Source organism: Rickettsiales endosymbiont of Stachyamoeba lipophora, from assembly GCF_003932735.1.
Lineage (GTDB): Bacteria > Pseudomonadota > Alphaproteobacteria > Rickettsiales > 33-17 > RICK01.
The window spans coordinates 1480889-1499339 of record NZ_CP033611.1 but is presented as its reverse complement, the minus strand read 5'-3'; the positions used below and the strand labels follow the sequence as shown (position 1 = coordinate 1499339).

The 18451-nt window shown below is 31.8% G+C and carries 16 protein-coding genes; 6 read left to right on the top strand and 10 right to left on the bottom strand.

Features of this window, described 5'->3' with window-relative positions; translation table 11 throughout:
• Positions 1 to 12: 12 nt before the first annotated feature.
• Positions 13 to 795 (bottom strand): con-10 family general stress protein, encoded by a 783-nt coding sequence (locus tag EF513_RS06865; protein WP_206425195.1) that lies wholly within the window; start codon positions 793 to 795, stop codon positions 13 to 15.
• Between the two features lie 163 nt (positions 796 to 958).
• On the opposite strand from EF513_RS06865, the gene EF513_RS06860 reads away from it, so the two are divergent.
• Positions 959 to 1651, top strand: coding sequence for a response regulator (locus EF513_RS06860; protein WP_125216657.1), 693 nt, complete (start codon positions 959 to 961; stop codon positions 1649 to 1651).
• 162 nt (positions 1652 to 1813) lie between these two features.
• Here the strand turns inward: EF513_RS06860 and EF513_RS06855 are convergent, their stop codons facing one another.
• Positions 1814 to 3067, bottom strand: coding sequence for a PAS domain-containing sensor histidine kinase (locus tag EF513_RS06855; protein WP_125216656.1), 1254 nt, complete (start codon positions 3065 to 3067; stop codon positions 1814 to 1816).
• Between the two features lie 194 nt (positions 3068 to 3261).
• Between EF513_RS06855 and EF513_RS06850 the strand changes: the two genes are divergently transcribed.
• On the top strand, positions 3262 to 3975 hold the full coding sequence (locus EF513_RS06850; protein WP_125216655.1) for a hypothetical protein: 714 nt from the start codon (positions 3262 to 3264) through the stop codon (positions 3973 to 3975).
• Positions 3976 to 4109: 134 nt separating this feature from the next.
• Here EF513_RS06850 and EF513_RS06845 read toward each other — a convergent pair whose 3' ends face one another.
• Both EF513_RS06845 and EF513_RS06840 read right to left on the bottom strand, forming a co-directional pair.
• On the bottom strand, positions 4110 to 4904 hold the full coding sequence (locus EF513_RS06845; protein ID WP_125216654.1) for a hypothetical protein: 795 nt from the start codon (positions 4902 to 4904) through the stop codon (positions 4110 to 4112).
• A 77-nt stretch (positions 4905 to 4981) separates the two neighbouring features.
• A complete protein-coding gene (locus EF513_RS06840) occupies positions 4982 to 5842 on the bottom strand; it encodes an MBL fold metallo-hydrolase (RefSeq protein WP_125216653.1) in 861 nt (286 codons plus the stop codon).
• Between the two features lie 155 nt (positions 5843 to 5997).
• Between EF513_RS06840 and EF513_RS06835 the strand changes: the two genes are divergently transcribed.
• A complete protein-coding gene (locus tag EF513_RS06835) occupies positions 5998 to 7485 on the top strand; it encodes a protein adenylyltransferase SelO (protein WP_125216652.1) in 1488 nt (495 codons plus the stop codon).
• Positions 7486 to 7961: 476 nt separating this feature from the next.
• On the opposite strand, the gene EF513_RS06830 is transcribed toward EF513_RS06835, so the two are convergent.
• Both EF513_RS06830 and EF513_RS06825 read right to left on the bottom strand, forming a co-directional pair.
• Complete coding sequence (locus EF513_RS06830) at positions 7962 to 8762, bottom strand: sulfite exporter TauE/SafE family protein (protein WP_125216651.1); 801 nt, start codon at positions 8760 to 8762, stop codon at positions 7962 to 7964.
• 5 nt (positions 8763 to 8767) lie between these two features.
• Positions 8768 to 9001: a DUF1653 domain-containing protein gene (locus EF513_RS06825; protein WP_125216650.1), complete on the bottom strand. Its 234-nt coding sequence runs from the start codon at positions 8999 to 9001 to the stop codon at positions 8768 to 8770.
• Between the two features lie 327 nt (positions 9002 to 9328).
• Here EF513_RS06825 and EF513_RS06820 point away from each other — a divergent pair, with 327 nt between their 5' ends.
• Positions 9329 to 10594 (top strand): ankyrin repeat domain-containing protein, encoded by a 1266-nt coding sequence (locus EF513_RS06820; RefSeq protein WP_125216649.1) that lies wholly within the window; start codon positions 9329 to 9331, stop codon positions 10592 to 10594.
• Between the two features lie 271 nt (positions 10595 to 10865).
• Here the strand turns inward: EF513_RS06820 and EF513_RS06815 are convergent, their stop codons facing one another.
• The gene (locus EF513_RS06815) at positions 10866 to 11309 is read right to left on the bottom strand and encodes a DUF892 family protein (RefSeq protein ID WP_125216648.1); all 444 of its coding nucleotides are present in this window, start codon (positions 11307 to 11309) and stop codon (positions 10866 to 10868) included.
• Between the two features lie 256 nt (positions 11310 to 11565).
• Here EF513_RS06815 and EF513_RS06810 point away from each other — a divergent pair, with 256 nt between their 5' ends.
• Both EF513_RS06810 and EF513_RS06805 read left to right on the top strand, forming a co-directional pair.
• Entirely contained in the window at positions 11566 to 12363 is a 798-nt protein-coding gene (locus tag EF513_RS06810; RefSeq protein WP_125216647.1) for a hypothetical protein, read from the top strand.
• Positions 12264 to 13094 (top strand): hypothetical protein, encoded by an 831-nt coding sequence (locus tag EF513_RS06805; protein WP_125216646.1) that lies wholly within the window; start codon positions 12264 to 12266, stop codon positions 13092 to 13094. The genes EF513_RS06810 and EF513_RS06805 overlap by 100 nt, the downstream gene beginning before the upstream one ends.
• Before the next feature lie 186 nt (positions 13095 to 13280).
• Here the strand turns inward: EF513_RS06805 and EF513_RS06800 are convergent, their stop codons facing one another.
• The 3 genes from EF513_RS06800 to EF513_RS06790 are packed head-to-tail and all read right to left on the bottom strand — an operon-like array spanning position 13281 to position 18394.
• On the bottom strand, positions 13281 to 15797 hold the full coding sequence (locus EF513_RS06800) for a flagellar hook-basal body complex protein (RefSeq protein ID WP_125216645.1): 2517 nt from the start codon (positions 15795 to 15797) through the stop codon (positions 13281 to 13283).
• 22 nt (positions 15798 to 15819) lie between these two features.
• Positions 15820 to 16680: a flagellar hook assembly protein FlgD gene (locus tag EF513_RS06795; protein WP_125216644.1), complete on the bottom strand. Its 861-nt coding sequence runs from the start codon at positions 16678 to 16680 to the stop codon at positions 15820 to 15822.
• A 10-nt stretch (positions 16681 to 16690) separates the two neighbouring features.
• Positions 16691 to 18394, bottom strand: a complete 1704-nt coding sequence (locus EF513_RS06790) for a flagellar hook-length control protein FliK (protein ID WP_125216643.1) — start codon at positions 18392 to 18394, stop codon at positions 16691 to 16693.
• Between the last annotated feature and the right edge of the window lie 57 nt (positions 18395 to 18451).

Sequence of the window (18451 nt, the reverse complement as noted above, 5' to 3'; positions counted from 1 at the left end):
AAATAACAATATTTATTTTTTATTATTATTGTTATTTTCTTCTTCATCTTCCTCCTCTTCTTTATTAGAAACTTTACCACTTTTAGCCATTTGATGGGCGCGAGCTTCGCCACCTTTATGGCCAATATCTTCATAAAAGCCAGGTCCGTAAGCTTCTTTGGTTGCATTACCACCCTTTTGGCCTATATCATGATAAAAATCCTTATCGTGAGTATCTCGGGTTGTTTCACCACCTTTATGGCCAATGTCTTGGTAAAATTCACGGCCATATTTTTTAAATGTAGCTTCGCCACCTTCATGGCCTATTTCTTCATAAAATTCAGTACCATATTTGTCACGAGTAGCAGTACCTCCTTTTTGGCCAATATCTTCATAAAAGCCAGGTCCGTAAGCTTCTTTGGTTGCGTTACCACCCTTTTGGCCTATATCTTGGTAAAATTCTTTACCATATTTCTCGGCAGTTGCACTGCCTCCTTTTTGGCCAATGTCATGATAAAAATTTTCATCATGAGTATCACGGGTTGTTTCGCCACCTTTTTTACCGATACCTTGATAAAATTCTTTACCATATTTCTCGGCAGTTGCAGATCCTCCCATTTTACCCATTTGAGCATATGCTTCATGCATTCTTTTTTTCTCATCAGCAGATAAATCACCTGAAGTAGATCCACTGTAATTATCTTCCTCATCATTTTCTTCTTCACTTTTATGCTTTTTGGCATATGCATTTTGCATTCTTCTTTTTTCATCTTCTGAAGAATACTCACCTTCTGAATGTTTTCTTTTATCTACCATTTTAATTCCTCCCTTGTAGATTATGGCTAGTTTTATCTAACCTATTAGATAGCCTAACTTTTTTTAAAAGAACAAATCTACGTGAAAAAATCTAAAATTTACCATTTTCAAACGACATTATTTATATTAACTTAAATTTTATAACGTAAGAGGTTAAAAATATATGAGTGCCATTAATAATTTAGATCTTTTTGTAGGAAAAAAAATTAAATTTTTTAGAAACAAAATGAATTGGCCGCTTAAAGTTTTAGCTAGCCAAATTGATGTTTCAATCCAGCAGCTTCAGCGTTATGAACAAGGGGTAAATAAAATCTCTGCTACACTTCTTTATCAAGTTGCTAAAATTTTTGAGGTATCTATCAAATGCTTTTTTGAAGGGATTGAAGAAGAGTCTTCTTTACCAGGAGATGTAAATGTATTTAATATTTTATTAGTAGAAGATGATAGTAAAGATGAATTTTTATTAAGGAAAGCATTGAGCGATTTCCCAGAGAAGTTAAATATTTATAGTTTTCATGATGGCCAGGAAGCTTTAAATTTTATTAAAGCAATGGGCACTACTACTCAACAAGCTATTCAATTTCCTATCCCGGATCTTATTATGGTGGATTTGCATTTACCTGCAGTTAATGGCCTAGAGCTTTTAAAAGAGATTAAAAGGAGAAAGGAATTGCAATCTATACCGGTTATTATGCTTACTAATAGTATTAGCAATCAAAACATGCAAAATGCTTATAGTTTACAAGCTAGTGGCTTTATTAGAAAATCATTTTCTTTCCAAGATTTCAAAGAACAATTACATAAAGTTTTAAAATATTGGACTCAAACAGTGTTATTACCAACCAAAGCTAGTTAACTAAGTATATCTTTTAAAATGCAGGCTGAATTTTATATTTTAGCTTGTATTTTATTATATTATTTTTCCAAGAGAGAAGGAATTCATTTTTGGTTAAAAATTGGAGCTAATATCAGGCTTACCACTTTAAAAAACTATAGTTAAAATAGCTAAACTGTAATTTTAGCTAGCTTTTTCAAGTTTAATTTTTTTTTCATCATATTTAGGTAGAGTAAAGGTGACTACAGTGCCACGATTAGTAACAGGTTGAATGTAAATTTTACCTTTATAAGCATCAATAATCTTTTTACAAATCATAAGTCCTATCCCTGCTCCATCTTTTTGACTAGAAACAAAAGGAGCAAATACTTTTTTACTTAATTCTTTATCTATCTCATTACCATGATTATATAACTTAAATTTAATAAATTCTTGCTCATCATTACCTTTTTCAGCCGTAAGAATGATAACTGTATGATTGGCATTAGCATGTTTTACTGCATTAATGAGCAGGTTTTGAAATAATTGAGTTGCCGAGGCAGCATTCATGTATAAAATTACATCTTCTGATATGTTGCTATGAAATTTAATATTATTATTTTCAAAGCAAGAACCATGGATTTGATTTAAAACTTGGTTAAGATATACAGCTTCTTTATTGCTGGTAAGCTTTCCTTCTTTGCTGTAAAGAGTAATCCCTTCAGATATAATCTGCATTTGCCTTAAACTTGAATTAATAGCCTCTAAAGAAAAATCTAAAAACTCATCTTGATAATTTTGTCGTTCAATATGATCTTTCATTAAGCTTGCAAAATTTGCAATTTGCCTCATAGGTTGGATGATATCATGAGAAAAAATCATTGAAAAATTTTCTAGAATCTCGTTAGCTTGCTTAAGCTTTTTATTGGTTATTTGGGTATTATAAGGTTGAGTATTATCTTTTAAAGTAAAAATGACTCCTAAAGGCTTAGAATCTATACCATACCAAGGGACAGAACGCCATTTAACCCATCGTATATCACCTTCATTGATTTCATATTTTAAATTATTATGGGATACCTCTTGTCCTAGTAGATTATCTTTTAAAGCTTTCTTAATTTTATTCGGGCATTGTGTAAAGATTTCAAAAAAACTAGCACTTTCAATCTCAAGTGCTGAGCTGGCTTCAGGGTAATAGTTAGTTATTTGATTAAAAAGCTTTGAGCTTAAAGAGATAAATTTCAAATTGCTGTCCAAGAATCCAGCACTTAATGGAGCATTCTCTACAAAATATTTTAAATATAAATAAGATATTTCCTGATAGGATAAATTTGGATTATTTAACGTAATTTCATAACAAGTTTTGGCAATGAAAGGCTGAATTAATGATAATAAGCTACTACCATGAAAATTTTTAAAGAGTTTTTGTGGTATAATTCCTTGTAATTCATCAATCATATACAACTTTTTAAAATCTTATTAACACAATATATCATTAAATCTTATCTAAAATTAAATTGCAATTTATATATTATGAAATTTAAAGCATTACATTGAAAAATACAAATTTTTTACCTAACAAGTTCAATATAATTAATTTATATTTAATTCAATTGGTTAGTGTGTGTATTAAATGATTATGAGGGTTAAAAATGCAGGAAGTTTTCAGTTTTATTCAGCAAATAATGTGGCCATTAGTTATATTAGCAGTACTGACTATATTTGGAACTCCATTAAAAAAGCTTTTAGTATCATTCACAGCTGCAGTTAATGAAAGAGGAGTAAAACTTAGCGCTTCTGGGATTGAAATTCCCTCAGCTTCCGACGACTCAAATGAAGGTGTTATTCAAGAAATTAATAATCCTAAACATTATTATAATATACTTACCCAAAATCAGCCGGAGTTAGTTACGGAACCAATTCTTACCCAATCAGAGAATATAGACGAGCTTACTTCTCAACATAATAGAAAATTAGTGAATAAAATTTATAATAATATTAATAAATTTATTAAAGATCATGCCAATGAAGATTTAGAGAAATTATTACCTGATCTACTTTGTGATGCTTATATTCTATTACATTTTGAGCGTTGTTTTCAAAGAATTTTAGGTAGCCAATTAACTTTAATTGAAAAACTATATAAAGCGAAAGAGCACACTATTTCTAAAGAAAGCGCTCTATTAGTTTATAATAATTTTTATAGAGATAATAATAACGTATCATTTGAGCTATGGATTAGCTATCTTACTGATTCTGAACTTATCGAAGAAAAAGAAGGAGATGAGTATCGTCTTACCGGCGAAGGAAAAGAGTTCTATGAATATCTTTTAAATAGGCAATATGTATTAAAAAAACAAGGCTAAAGTGCTTTATTTTTTTACTTAGAATTTATGAATATTGCTGAATAATATATGTGCACGCTAACTTTTCCTAAAAATTACCTCATTTCATATTATTGAGAAATAATAAAAGTTTTTAAAATATACACAATAACACTTTATTTTATACCATTGTTATAGTACGCTTCTCTTCTCTCCTCTTTTCTTTCTTTTTCTAATTGAACATAACTTGGCTGATTTCTTTGTATAGGTTGGTAGTCCAATGGATTATCATTTTCTTTATTATTTTTTATTTGAAAACGAAGTTTTAATTCTGCCTCTCTATCAATACAAAATATTTTTAAATTGCGATGTACTATATTTTGTATTGTTTTGGTAGTAGCTTGTATACTATTATTTTCGCTTTGATAAATCTTCTTCTTTACTTTAAAGGGAGATGGGTTTTCTAGCTCTTGTTTAATTAGCTCAGTTAGTTGCTGTACTATTTGTTGTATATCTTTTTTGCCTAGCGAGTTATTATTACTTAAATCACAGATTGAGAGATTTGGTAATTTTAATAATAATAATGCTAACTTTTGCTCTAATATTTCTTGATCATCCTTTTTTGCATATATTTCTGCAAAAGTAAGTATAGTTATTTTTTTTCTTAAAATAGGAAAGTCAGTTAAACGCTCCAGCAGATTATTAAAGAAATTACCATTGGTAATGTATATCTGAATAATATGCTTAGGAAAACGCTTCATTAAGAAAGGGCTAAGTCTTAAATAATCATCAACCTCCTTTAAATTGCTTAATTTTGATTTGAGTTGCCCTGTTGAGATATTACTTAACTCTGAAATTTCATCTCTATACTCTTGCAACTCTTGCATGGTTTTTTTTCGATTTTTAAAAAGCAATGAGCTTCCTTCAAAGCTACCATGTAGAGTTACAGTTTTAGCTTGAGCCATTATCATTATTTGTATCCTATAAAAATTTTTAATTTCGGTATGTTGTAATATTATAAATTTATAATTATTTAATTAGCAATTGTTTAAATGTGATTTATAGGAATTTTAATATATTTAACTCCATTAGTTTCAGAATTACCAAATTCTCCTAGCCGTAAATTAGCTTGAATTGCAGGAAGTAACAATCTAGGAACTGGTAAGCCTTTATCTCTTGCATGGCGTTTATTTATATACTCTTCTTTACTAATATTTTGATTAATTAATATATTTAACTCTTTTTGCTCCGCAATAGTGCTTACAAAGCTAAATTCTCGCGTACTTGGTGGGTAATCATGGCATAAATAAATAATCGTGCTATCAGCTAAAGAAAAAATGCGCTGAATTGAGTTATAAAGAGTACTAGCGCACCCTCCTAGGAAGTCACATCGTGCGGTGCCCAAATCCGGCATAAATAAAGTATCTCCTATAAAAATCATACCTTCAGTATAATAACATGCGCAAGCTGGAGTATGACCTGGGGTATGCATTACTTGAAAATTAATTGATCCAACTGTAAATTTTTCATTATCTGCAAATAAATGATCAAATTGTAAACCATCAGCCTTAGTATCATTAAAAGTGTTGAATATAGGAATCCAACAATCTAATACTTCTTTGATTTTTGTGCTGATTCCTATTTTACCTCCTAAATTTTGTTTAATATAATTACTGGAAGTAATATGATCAGCATGAATATGGGTTTCTAAAATCCATTCAAGCGCTAAACCTTGCTTTTTGATATATTGTATAACCTCATCTGCTCTTATAGTGTTAGTTCTGCCTGATGCTGCATCATATCCTAATACCGGATCAATTATAGCACATTGTTTAGTTAGTTCATCTGATACTATATAAGTTATAGTAGAAGTATCTGGATCAAAAAAATGCTTAACAACTGGCTGCATGGCTTTCCTATATTACTGAAAATTAGTGCTAAAACTAATAGCTTAAATTTGATAAAAAACTAGAGTTTTTATTAAACTCATCGCTTGGTTATGGTTATAATATATGTATTATATAGTTAAGATAATGCTATAAAGCTTAAAAAATAAAATTTAATATGCCAAATTATAATTTAAACAATTTACCTTTTGATAATAAATTTGCCGGGCTTCCTGCATATTTTTTTACAAAAATGAGCGCCGAAAAGTTTAGTAGGCAGCCTTTTTTAATTCATGCAAATTTTGATGCCGCCACAATGCTTAATTTAGATCATTCTTCATTGAACAATAAAGAATGTTTACAGTTCTTTACAGGTCACAGTAAGCTTCCAGGAAGTGATCCTTTGGCTATGGTATATGCAGGGCACCAGTTTGGCCATTATGTACCACAGCTTGGTGATGGCAGAGCTTTATTGCTTGGACAGGTTAGAAATGATTTAGGAAAATTAATAGATATTCAGTTAAAAGGCTCGGGTAAAACTCCTTATTCTCGTTTTGGAGATGGTAGAGCAGTAATGCGTTCTTCTATCCGTGAATATTTATGCAGTGAAGCCATGCATGCATTAGGAGTTCCAACCACACGTGCCTTATTCCTTATTGCAACAAATGAAGAAGTACAGCGGGAAAAATTAGAACCTGGCTGCATTTTAACTAGGCTTTCTGATGCTTCACATATTCGTTTTGGTCATTTTGAATATTTTTACAACAATGGATTAGATGAAGCAGTTAAGGTGCTGGCAGATCATGTTATTAGTGAATATTATCCTCACCTTATTGATAAACCAAATAAATATAGTATGTGGTTCAGTGAAGTAGTAAAGCGTACAGCAATTCTAATTGCTAAGTGGCAAAGTGTGGGCTATGCACACGGCGTAATGAATACTGATAATATGTCTATAACAGGGCTTACTATTGATTATGGACCGTTTGGTTTTATGGAACATTATGATGAAGGACTGATTTGTAATCACTCTGATACTTCTGGTAGATACGCTTTTAATCAGCAGCCCTATATAGGAGCTTGGAATCTTTATATGCTAGCTCATTCCCTTCAAGATTTAATTTCTTTTAAAGAAGCTGAAGAAATTATAAAAAGCTATGCTATAGAATTATTAAATCAATATAATGAAATGATGTTACAAAAATTAGGATTTAATAATAAAAATTTAGAAACTATTTCTACCAGTAAAATTTTATTAACAGAACTTTTAGAAATTATGCAAGAAGCTAGTGCTGATTATACCTTGGCCTTTAGATATTTATCTGAAGTTGATAAAGCTTATGAAAATAGTAACTGGTTAAATTTATTTGGAAATAGTGACAAGGCTAACATCTGGCTTAAAAGTTATTTAGAGCATTTAAAAAGCTTTGAAAGTAATGCAGCCGTTAGAAAAGAACAAATGAATCAAATCAATCCAAAATTTATTTTAAGAAACTGGATTGCTGAAGAAGCCATTCGAGCTGCAGAAGATAAAAAGGATTATACTATAATCAATACAATATTAAAAATAATGCATAATCCTTTTGATGAACATAAAGAATATGAATATTATGCATCAACAGCCCCTAAACATTTACAAAACTTAAGTATTAGTTGTTCCTCTTAAATTGGTCTGACCGATCGATTATATAAATTTATTCTATAATTATATTTCAGATCTTTAAATTTGGCTCAAGAGATTTGTACAAACTAAATAGATCATGCGTTAAGTAATTAGGCTATTCTTTCTATAATTTTCAAAGCAGCTTTGCAGCTTATTTGCTTTAAATTTTTTTAAGATTTCTTAATGCCACCAAGCCTGATAGATATTAGTTATCGCCTGGTTTTATAGTACATCCAAAAGATATGGCTATCTTTTATATATTCTCAATGAGTTCTAAAACTTCCTTTATAAAAAAGCTCTTTAGCCTTTTAGTTAGGTTATTTAAATGGTTTAATTTTTCTTCTAAGTAACACTAACAAAAGCCATATCAAGTACGTTATAGCCGTATTTGATATAATGTAACACTTATGCGATACATCTAATCAATTAAGAGTCATACAAACTCTGCTTAGATTCATTTTATTAAAAAATATTAGTAACTAGATTACTAGTAGGGTTTCGCGAGATATAATGTAAGAGCTAAGTATTATTAGCACTAATGCAAAAGATATTTTAAGTAATTTTTGTGGAATTTTTTGAATGATAAAAGTGGCAATGAGCATTCCAATCAACGCGCAAAAAGTAAACTTAGATAAAAACCAATAATCTAATTTTACAAAGTTTTTTATATCAATTATTAAAGCAATCGATGAGTTAACCATTATTACAAAAAGAGATGTAGCAGCAGCTTGCTTCATGTTTAGTTGAAAATGAGAAATTAACAAAGGTAAAATTAAGAAACCTCCGCCTACCCCTAACATTCCGGTAAAAAATCCAATCAGCAAGCCCATTAAGATTATTTTTACCCATGTTAATCCCTTTGTAAGTTTAACTGTTGTAGCGACCTGGCTTCTAAGCATGCTTAGCGCCGAATTGAGCATTAACATGCTCATGGCGAGCAATATCAATTTGTTTTTAGTAGCGGTAAAGCTACCTATCTTAAATAAAACATTAGGAATAATCGGCAATAAATACTCACGGGTTAAAAATACTGCAATGATTGAGGGAATTAGTAATATGAGAGCCAATTTATATTTAACCAAACTCTGACGATGATAACTGATAATACCTACCAAAGAAATACAGCTAATAACCACCAAAGAGTAAGATGTAGCTTTTATAGCAGGAATAAAAAATAAATAAGTTAAAATGGGTACAGCAAGTATAGCTCCCCCTGCTCCGGTTAATCCTAAAATTAACCCCATAACTAAAGAAGCAACATAACCAATTGAAATAACCATTGTAATTAACTATATAAAGGCGATTGTTCAAAAAGCACTTGGGTAAATTGGAATCTTGGTTGTAATTCACCATGCCATTCAATTTGTTCTTCAAACATTACTTTGGGTCTAACCCAAATACCATAATCCCCATAAAGGGAATGATATACCACCATTTCTTCTAAGGTCTCAGTATGCCTTGCAAGCCCAATCACACGGTATAGATTTCCTTTATAATGCTTATATATCCCTAGCTTCATTAGCTAACCTTCTGAATTAATTATACAGGTCATATTAATAAATAATCCCGGCTAGGCAAGTAATTAATATGCGCTTATTTTTAAGCTTCTCGTGATTGTCGGTAGTATTAATGGTAATTGTAAATATTCGATCTTTATATCTGTAGCACCCTGCGTAATTAATCTGGTGTATTTGTAAAAATGGTTAGTAAGCTGCCTAACCTAAACTAAGCTGGCCATAATAAGCAAATGATTGAAATTACTTGATAATCCTATAAATAAAAATCTAGCTATATTTATTATTTACCGTTAAAAATAAATTTATATTTTAATTATAATGGAAAAGTCATGATTCAGCTGAAATTAGATCAAGAACTTTATAACAATTTAGTAATAAAAAAGGATATAACTAAAGCGATAAATCTAATTAACTCTGGTGCTCAATTAGAGAATAAATATCCACGTTTGGTTAAAGCCATAGGGCGCATTGGTAGCCGTGTTATCATTAATGGTAGCATCATTGATGTGGCTCTTTATAATAACGATGAAGAATTGTTAAAAATTCTATTTACAAAGCTTGAAGTAAATATAGCCGTTGCTGTGGGCCAATATCGAACTACTATGGAATTTACATTAACAAAATTAAACCATAATGAACCAGATTATCTTGATACAGCTCTATTACTGATTAAATTAGGTTATAATATTAGCAAAGCTCCAATATGGGAGATAAGCAACTTATTGAATCATTTGGCACGCCATAACCGTGAAGAATTATTTGATTTATTACAACTTATATTTAAAACTTTAGATCAAACGCAACAAACCACAATTTTAACTCAAGCTCAATTGTTACATACCGCAGTAGAAAGCCAAAATATTAGATTAGTTGAACATCTTTTAAATCTGGGAATGAATATAAATTCATTAAACTCTGTAGGTTTAAGCCCATTACATATAGCTATAATTTTGGGTGATAAAACATTGCTAAATTGCCTTGTTGAGCATCAAGCTGATGTTAACACTCTTGATCAATATGGACATTCTGCTTTAGATTATGCTGATAAGACTTTAAAAAACTCTGCTATTATAAAGATATTAAAAACTAAAAGTGCGTTATCTGTGCCAAATATTAAAAGCATTACTGAAAAAAGTGAAATTGTTCTTGAAGAACAATTTCTACTTAATAAAAACTATCAACATGATAGCCGATTACTAAAAAAAGTGGAACAGCCCCTACAACCCACTTCACATCAACCAACCTTAGCATCTGCTAGCTATAAAAGTAATAATAAAACCCCACATAGAAGCGAATCTTTACTTGATGGTCTATCAAAAGGATGGAAAACTTCTATTTTACAATTTAAGCATTTTAGAAATTATTTAAATACATTACCCAAAATCCAACAAATTGGTTTCAGTGTAATTACTACTAGCATTGGTATGGCATCTTATTCTTTGATTAAACCTAATAGACTCTTACCTCCTTCAGAGCATAGCATTTCTACCCATAACTCTCCCGCTAGCTTAACTACTCATTCAACCGGTAAAAAATGGCAACAACAACTGAAAAATCAGGAAAAACAATCAAAGATCCGGCAAGAAGTAAGCTAGCCTGCATGCAATTATTAAGACTCAAAATTACTTAAAAAGTAGAATGCTTGCTATGCTACTAGTTTTTGTACATCTATCGTGATAGGCAACTATTTGATTTTTTGAGTTACGAATAATTAATTTTTTAAAAATAATTAGGCGTTTTTGTTTTAAAATCTCTTCCATACAGATAAGCGTATAAGAACCTATTTAAGTTATCTGGCAGCTTGGTTTTCAAATTTTTAGCTGCCAGATACATTTTTTTACTAAATTTAACTTTAAACTTTAGAGGTTAAGCAAATTGCTCAAGCCAAGCTTTATGCTTCTTCTCATCTTCTAGACCTCTTTTAAGGATATTAACTGCATCATCAAAAAGATCCTCACGTTCTAACATTCTTGCATAAGCTTTGTTAGTATCAATTTCATTGCTATGCATAGCAGTTAAAATTGTTTTATCACCTACTAAGTTAGCTAGCACTACTTTACCTTTCACTAACCATTGCTTAGTTGAATCTGGTCCTGTTGGAGCATTTTCACCGTGCTTTCTTAGAAGCTCGGTAACATCTTTAATATGACGCTTATGATCATCCATAAACTCAGTCATTTTTTTTCTATACTCAGCATTTTCCAGCCTATTAATAGCAGCTTCATAAGCTTCCACCGCATCATAATCAAGTTCAACTAAATCTTTAAGTGCGCCAATCAACGTAGGCTGCATTCCAACCATTGTTGCCATAGTTACTCTCCCTATTTAATATGTGTGTTATTTGCTAACATGCTATTAGCTTATTTACTATTAAATATGACTGTATGATTAAAATAAACGTAAAAAAATTATGCTTTTAACGTAAATGCTTGCTAAAAATTTAGCTTCTTAGCTTGTATATATTATTAAATCGTTCACTTTTATAACTTTAATTACACTATAATTTTTATTCTGATTATTTGCTTTTTATACTACATTATATAATTACAAAAATTTGGTTAGTATAATGATTATATTTAATGGTAAAAATAATATATTCTATAATTTTAATCTCCCAAAACAGCTTACCCAGGAAGAACTTAAACAAACATATGTTATTGAAGAACTTAGAACTTATATAAAAATATATGCTCATTTATTTAATAAGGCTTCCGCTTTAGTAGATAAATTAAATGAGTTTACCTATAAGCATAATATTCATAAAGTTACTGATATCTATAGTTTAAATACCCAAGAAAAATTAGAATTCATTAAAATTGTTGAGCCTCTTTCAAAATTTTATACATTATATAATCAAAGTTTAGCAATCACCACCCCTTATGATATGCTAAGCTTTACTAAAAATTGTGTTTGTTTAAATTTTGAAGAGTATTGCTTAATCTCCCCTAAAGATATGATAATCTCAAAATTAGATTCTGCTTTAGCTCATCAAGTAATAAGAGGATCTTATGGTTTTGATGAACATGCAGAAGCCTGCGTAATTGCTAAGCAAGATAATACTATTACTATTTATTATACGGACCCTTTGTACTCTTTAGAAATAAATGGTTATGATTCAGTAGGTTATTGGCAACAGGAATATTCTACTAAAGCTAAACAGCATTTTGAAGAATTAGCAGCAGAGCTTAATAGTGAACTGCCCGGATATCAAACAAATATAGTAGAATTTGATATCATACCTATACAGCATAACATAGGCGGATTATGCTTAATTTTTGCCGTAAGCAATGCAAAAATTATAGAGGAACAATTAGAAAATCCAGGGAGAAATTATATAAATTTTATAAATATTCTCAAGATTTAGATAATTTTAAAAACCCTTTAGATTCACAATTTAGCCTTAATACCATAGATCCTAAATATTTTGATAATGTTAACCTTTATTTACATGCCGCAGAAGATCAAGCTCCTTATCTTATGTACTTAAATCATAATTTACTAAAATTTGGCAGTAAGTTTTTTAACAAATTTAATCAAATAGTAACCGATGAAGATCTTTTAAAATTTTATAAAACAGTTAAGAGTTTATTAAAAGATAGTAACGCAAACATTAATGAAGATAGTAATAGCGACACTATTGAAGAACCAATATTGGATGGTAAAGTCTTTAGAGATTTAGTAGATTTAAAAATGTATGAGTTTTGTGATGATGAATTAATAGAGCTTGGGCATAAGTTAATAGAATCTAGTATCAAATATGATGAAATTGATAATGACCCAAATAATCAAGATGATAACCAAAAATTAATAGAAAATTTTGCTAAAGTTACTCAAGTTTTAAAAAATAAAGAAGCATTAAAGCAGCAGCATTTTCAGGGTGTCTTACAAGAATTCAACAATTATAACTTCGTGGATAATTATACTAAGGAATATAGCAATCTTTACGTAGGAGCTTATATTAAAGCAGCATTTACTAGTGAAAATAGTGAGCTACCTATAACTGAAACTTCTGGCAATTCGGATACCGCTTGCTTTTCAGAAACTTTCAAAGATATTAGCACTATAGATATCCCTCAAGCAGAATGGGTTTTGTAACAAAATAGGCCGATTTAACACCGACCTATTAAATTATATTCAAGTTATACTAAAGAAACTTTACTAATATATATTAGTCCTTGTTAGCTGGGTTGATATGTAGGTTTTTTGTTAGGAATCCTACTATTTACCCAGCTAGCTATTTGAAACTCAAAAAATTTTCCTCTCAATAAAACTTAATAAAAATTAGAAAATTCTATTTAACCTTTCCAACAACTCATTTACTGTTTTTAAAATTTGGGTATCTGCTTCATAGTTACGCTGAGCGATAATAAGATTTGTCATCTCTTCGGCCAAATCAACGTTTGATTGCTCAAGCGCATTAGATTTAATAATACCCACACCACCTTCGTTAGGTTTACGCAAGTTAAATGCGCCGGCTTGTTGGCGTGCACCATATACGTTACCATCTAAAGGATTTAATCCATTAAAGTTAGGGAAATCTGCCATAGGCACTTGATATATAGTTTGAGATAAACCATTACGATAGTTAGCAATCACATATCCTTCTTTATTAATCTCTATAGAACTTAAAAGAGCAGCCGATACACCATTTTGATCCACAAATCTAACATTATAATCAGACCTAATCTGGGTAAGACCATCACGCTGAGCAATAGTGCTAGCTCCGGCTGTCCCAGGAGGATCACCTGCGGTTCCTAAATTTAATTCAACTTCACTATCTAAAGCCCCATTAGTCCAACGCAATGGAATTGGAGTGGTTAAGCCTGGGGAAATACTTCTTGGGGTACCATCGCCATTAAATATAATGCTGCCGTAGCCAATTAACCCATCGGTTCTTCCGGTAGAAGAAATAATATCAGCTGGATTTAAGGCATAAACTTCAGCACCCCAGGTATTAATACCTAACTTTGCAAAACTTATTCTAAAATCATGCCTTTCACCTAATGGATCAAACACTTCAAAATTACGGCTAAAATGTGGAACTAATTGGCCACCAGCCATATTATGAGCAGAAACATCAAGCGGGTCATAAGAAGGTCCAGTTACCGGTATTGAAGCAACTCCACGCGCACTATCCGAGTTGGTTGGAATGGCAGGATGATAGTTTCTAGTTAAACCAAATTCCGCTAATATGTTACTGGTAGTTGGAATTGGATATCCATATTCGTATGATATAGTTGATAATGGATCAGTATTATAAATTTTAAGCTGAGCATTAGTGGTACCCGAAGTTATAGCTCTTGCTTCAATTGCAGTTTGTTGATTAATAAGTTCTTGTAACCCTTCTAAACTAGAAAAACGCTGCACCGTTCCAGGTAGTGCTACAGTATCTACTAATCCCATGGCAGTGACAAAGTCAGTACCGGTAAAACCAAAAGTCATGGTATCAGATGGTACATCAGATTGAATGGAGATAGCGTTATTACTAATATTAGCTGAAAGTCCTGTTACCGTATTAATAGCAGTAGCAAGGGTATTTAAACTGTTAAAATCAGTAGCAGCACCTATGGGATTACTAAAAGTAAAAGTAACCGTACCAAGTGCCGGAGTAGCCACCGTAAAAGTTTCACCATTAACCGCAGTTAACAGAGCAGCAGTAGTACCCGCAGCTAAAATAGGAGTGGTTGTAATATCATAACTTGAAGCAATACCATCGTTACTGATAGCTGCAGGAGAAGTAGCAACGTTACTAAAACCAAGATCTGTAACTAAAGTACTGCTACCAACGTTTGTAAAGGTTAATCCTTGATTAGCATTCTCAGCTGATAAGTAAAGATGTGTGCCATATACTCTTGCAGTCAGGCCTGAAGTTCTATCCATTGCATCCGCAAGTGTTGCAAGGCTATTAAACTGCCCCTTGCTCGGATCAGGAGAAGTGGAGGTATAGGTAAAAGTTAAAGTACCAATTGAAGTATTACCGATAGTAAATTGATCACCATTGGTTACACCAGTGCTAAAAACTCCATTTAAAGAGCTTGCCCCTAATATTCCTAATGATACATCATTTGACGAAGCAACTCCGCCATAAGTATAGGTAAAACTTTGTGTTGGTGTTCTAACAATAAAGTTACTACCAGTATTTATATTAGCAGTAGGTACAACAAGGTCCTTAAGTCCTATCCCATAATTGGCTGCAGAGCTAGTCGGAATGGAAATAGTTTGCCCGGCCCCTTCTAGGGTTAGTTGTGCAGAATCCAAATTCATGGCAAATTGCACCTGAGTAGTAGCAGCAACCGCACTACTTACCGCTTTTAAGTTTACTGGTTCTAAACTATCTAGTAATGCGTTAGAAATAGTATTAAGGTTACCTGCCTCACCAGGGATCCTACCTTGATTATCTACAGGCCACGCCATAAGGGTAAAACCAGCTGAATTAACAAAATTACCAAGAGAATCTTCCCTAAAAGAACCAGCCCTAGTAAATAAATATTCACCACTACCATCATTTTCACTATTAACAACAAACATGCCTTTGCCAGATATAGCAAGATCAGTCACTACGCCGCTACCCTGGATCATTCCTTGGGCATCCACCTGGCGCCTATTAACAAACTCAACACCACCCGCAGCATAAGATCTAGCACTAGAATTCTCAGTTACTAATGTGGAAAATTGAGGAGCGTTTTTCTTGTAGCCCACTGTATTTGCATTGGAAATATTATCAGAACGAGCCGCGATATTTTGGCTCTGGGCGTTCATTCCGGATATTCCTGAAAAAAATGCTCCTGTTAATGCCATGATTTTTCTCCCTTTTATCTATTTAATTTAATAATTCTTCAATATTTATTTTTGCTTCTTCGCCCAACCCTAAGTTTATGTTTTGCATTGATGGCTTTAATTGTTGCAGGGCTTTTTCTTGGGATGTAACTTCTTTTTCAAAGTTAGATCTTTCCATATAAATTTTAGCTTGGCTTTCATCTATTGATTTACCATTTTCAAGTAAAAGCTTAATGCTCCCCATTTCTTCTAATATTCCTATAATTTTAGATTTTGCATTGGTATACACCTCTATTGGTGCTCCCTTTTCATCTACTGCTTCAACTTGGATTTTATAATTATCATCAGACATTAATTCACCTTTATCGTTTCTGCCGTCCCATTTAAAGTCATGATAGCCCTCTGTTAGGCTTTCTTTTTCAGCATGCACAGTCCTTACCAAATGCTCTCTATCATCATAAATTTTAACTTTCACCATCTCAGCATCTCTTCCCAATTTAAATTGGAAGGTAGTTTGCTTGCCACCCTCCAGATTTTGTTCGGCAGTATCATATTCAATTTCTTTACCGATAAGGCTGGTTGCATTCATTCGATGGGACTGTAATTGCAACTCAAGAATTTTTTCCATTTTTTGGTTTGCTTCTATAACTTGTTCAGCCTGTGAAATAGACACTATCATCTGAGTCATTTGAGATGTATCAGTAGGACTTTGAGGATTTTGATTTTTCAGCTGAGTTATAAGTAAGTTTAAATAAGCCTCTTTATCAGCATATAACTGCTCTTTTTTAGCGGCAGCACTTGAAGAATTCTCTTTTATTGGACGCATCTTCGTGACATAAGGATTTTTATCGGCTGATAATTCTTTAAATACCGGTGATGAATGCCTTGAATCTATATTGCTCATTAATTTACTCCTATACCAAAATATCTAATTTATCTGATTCCATAGTGGACTGATAAGCATTAAGAACTAATTGTTGCTGTTTTTGATAATTATCATCAGTGTCTACATTACTTACCTTAAAAGTCTCACGATAATCCTCCATAAACTCTCTATTCTGCTTGCTGTCTTGTCTAGAATCATTCATTAAATTAAAACTAATATTACTTTCAGCAATTTTTATGCCATTGTTATCTAAATTCTTTTCTAGGACGCCAAAATCCTTTTGTAACAATTCTAAAGCTTCCTTTTTCTCTGCCTGGATGGTTAAATGAGCAATCCGATTTTCGTTAAAACTCATAGTAATTTCTACTTTCCCTAAATGATGAGGATCTAGTTGTAAGACTACTTTGCCATTATTATCATTAATGCCTTTGGTAATTCCTATCCTTACCTGGTCATGGAGGGGAAGCGGATTTTTAATATTTTGAGTTTCATGAGGTAGTTCGCCTGAGGATACTTCTATTTGCTTTAATAATTCTTGATTAAGTTGCTGTTCAAAATTGCTGCTCTCAGAGACTTTTGTAAAAGAGTTGTTTAATCTAGCTTCTAGCTCATTTATGTCTTGATCTACTTGCATTAAAACTTCTTTAAAAGGATCTTCTTCCTTGAAAAGTTCAACTTTAAGATTGAGCTGCGGTGCTTCTTCAGCTGAATTTTTAAAGTTAGCAGTTATAATATTATTAATTTGTTCGGCTGCTAATTTTTCTGCAGAATTTTCTGATATAATACCATCACTTAATAATTCTTTATTATCCAATGCCGGCTCAAAATTTTGCCAATTCTTTTGTTGTTGTTTTTTATTAGGATTTTCCAACTCAGGCGATAGTTGTAACGTTGATTTCTCTGTTTTAATTACGTTATTTTTAATTTGCTGCTCTATCAGCTTGCTGCTTTCCACAAATTCACGATAGCTATCTAACCTAGCAAGCTCCTGATCTCCTTCTATAGCCTGCTGTTCATCACCCTGCCCTAATGTTATGAGTTCTCCCATATCATTGTTAACATTCTTATCAGATAGTTTTTGAGCTTCATCCTGAATCACGGCAACCGACCCAGCTGCTATAGCTTGAGGATCAACTTGCTCTAACAGCGCAGAATTTTTATTTAAAAACTCATCAAAACCAACCATACCCATTTGTTCATAATCTTGCTGGGTATTTTGGTTACTATTTATTTCAGATAGCTGCTCAAAATTTGCTGCTAAATCATAATTTATCCTATTACTTATTAGCTCTGAGTTAATTATATTATTACCATCTCTTCCTATAACTAGCTGTTGCAATTCAGGATTTAACGCAGCAATCTGAGCATAATTTAACACGCCATCTCTTTTAATAATTAATGTCGTTTCTAATTCACTAATTTCATTTGCGAGTTGATTGAATATCAATTGCTCATTTGTAACTTGTTGTTCTATAGTAACTTGCGGAGCCACGTTAGTGTTAGTTTTGCTCTGGCCGGCGTGATTTGAAACCACTATTTTACTACTTTGCGAAGAGCTAACAATATTTACATTTATTGATTTATGTGCTTTAGCTTCCTTGCTAGGTGCAACCTTTTGGGTATTATTGTTTGTTTGTAAAGATTGTTTATGGTTATTTAGTGAGGTTTTATTACGCTCATAACTCTCATTATAAGGCATTACATTATTAAAATTCAATAAAGTGGTTTGCATTAACTTTGCTCAATAAATTTTTAACAATTTAGTAAAGCAAATTTTGTGCCAAATATT

What these genes read in the sequence shown, in the direction of transcription:
- EF513_RS06840 (WP_125216653.1), bottom strand. Translation starts at nt 5,842, where the DNA reads ATGCAGCCAGTTGTTAAGCATTTTTTTGATCCAGATACTTCTACTATA.
- EF513_RS06825 (WP_125216650.1), bottom strand. Translation starts at nt 9,001, where the DNA reads ATGAAGCTAGGGATATATAAGCATTATAAAGGAAATCTATACCGTGTG.
- EF513_RS06830 (WP_125216651.1), bottom strand. Translation starts at nt 8,762, where the DNA reads ATGGTTATTTCAATTGGTTATGTTGCTTCTTTAGTTATGGGGTTAATT.
- EF513_RS06860 (WP_125216657.1), top strand. Translation starts at nt 959, where the DNA reads ATGAGTGCCATTAATAATTTAGATCTTTTTGTAGGAAAAAAAATTAAA.
- EF513_RS06800 (WP_125216645.1), bottom strand. Translation starts at nt 15,797, where the DNA reads ATGGCATTAACAGGAGCATTTTTTTCAGGAATATCCGGAATGAACGCC.
- EF513_RS06835 (WP_125216652.1), top strand. Translation starts at nt 5,998, where the DNA reads ATGCCAAATTATAATTTAAACAATTTACCTTTTGATAATAAATTTGCC.
- EF513_RS06845 (WP_125216654.1), bottom strand. Translation starts at nt 4,904, where the DNA reads ATGATAATGGCTCAAGCTAAAACTGTAACTCTACATGGTAGCTTTGAA.
- EF513_RS06805 (WP_125216646.1), top strand. Translation starts at nt 12,264, where the DNA reads ATGCTTAATTTTTGCCGTAAGCAATGCAAAAATTATAGAGGAACAATT.
- EF513_RS06820 (WP_125216649.1), top strand. Translation starts at nt 9,329, where the DNA reads ATGATTCAGCTGAAATTAGATCAAGAACTTTATAACAATTTAGTAATA.
- EF513_RS06795 (WP_125216644.1), bottom strand. Translation starts at nt 16,680, where the DNA reads ATGAGCAATATAGATTCAAGGCATTCATCACCGGTATTTAAAGAATTA.
- EF513_RS06810 (WP_125216647.1), top strand. Translation starts at nt 11,566, where the DNA reads ATGATTATATTTAATGGTAAAAATAATATATTCTATAATTTTAATCTC.
- EF513_RS06790 (WP_125216643.1), bottom strand. Translation starts at nt 18,394, where the DNA reads ATGCAAACCACTTTATTGAATTTTAATAATGTAATGCCTTATAATGAG.
- EF513_RS06855 (WP_125216656.1), bottom strand. Translation starts at nt 3,067, where the DNA reads ATGATTGATGAATTACAAGGAATTATACCACAAAAACTCTTTAAAAAT.
- EF513_RS06850 (WP_125216655.1), top strand. Translation starts at nt 3,262, where the DNA reads ATGCAGGAAGTTTTCAGTTTTATTCAGCAAATAATGTGGCCATTAGTT.
- EF513_RS06815 (WP_125216648.1), bottom strand. Translation starts at nt 11,309, where the DNA reads ATGGCAACAATGGTTGGAATGCAGCCTACGTTGATTGGCGCACTTAAA.
- EF513_RS06865 (WP_206425195.1), bottom strand. Translation starts at nt 795, where the DNA reads ATGGTAGATAAAAGAAAACATTCAGAAGGTGAGTATTCTTCAGAAGAT.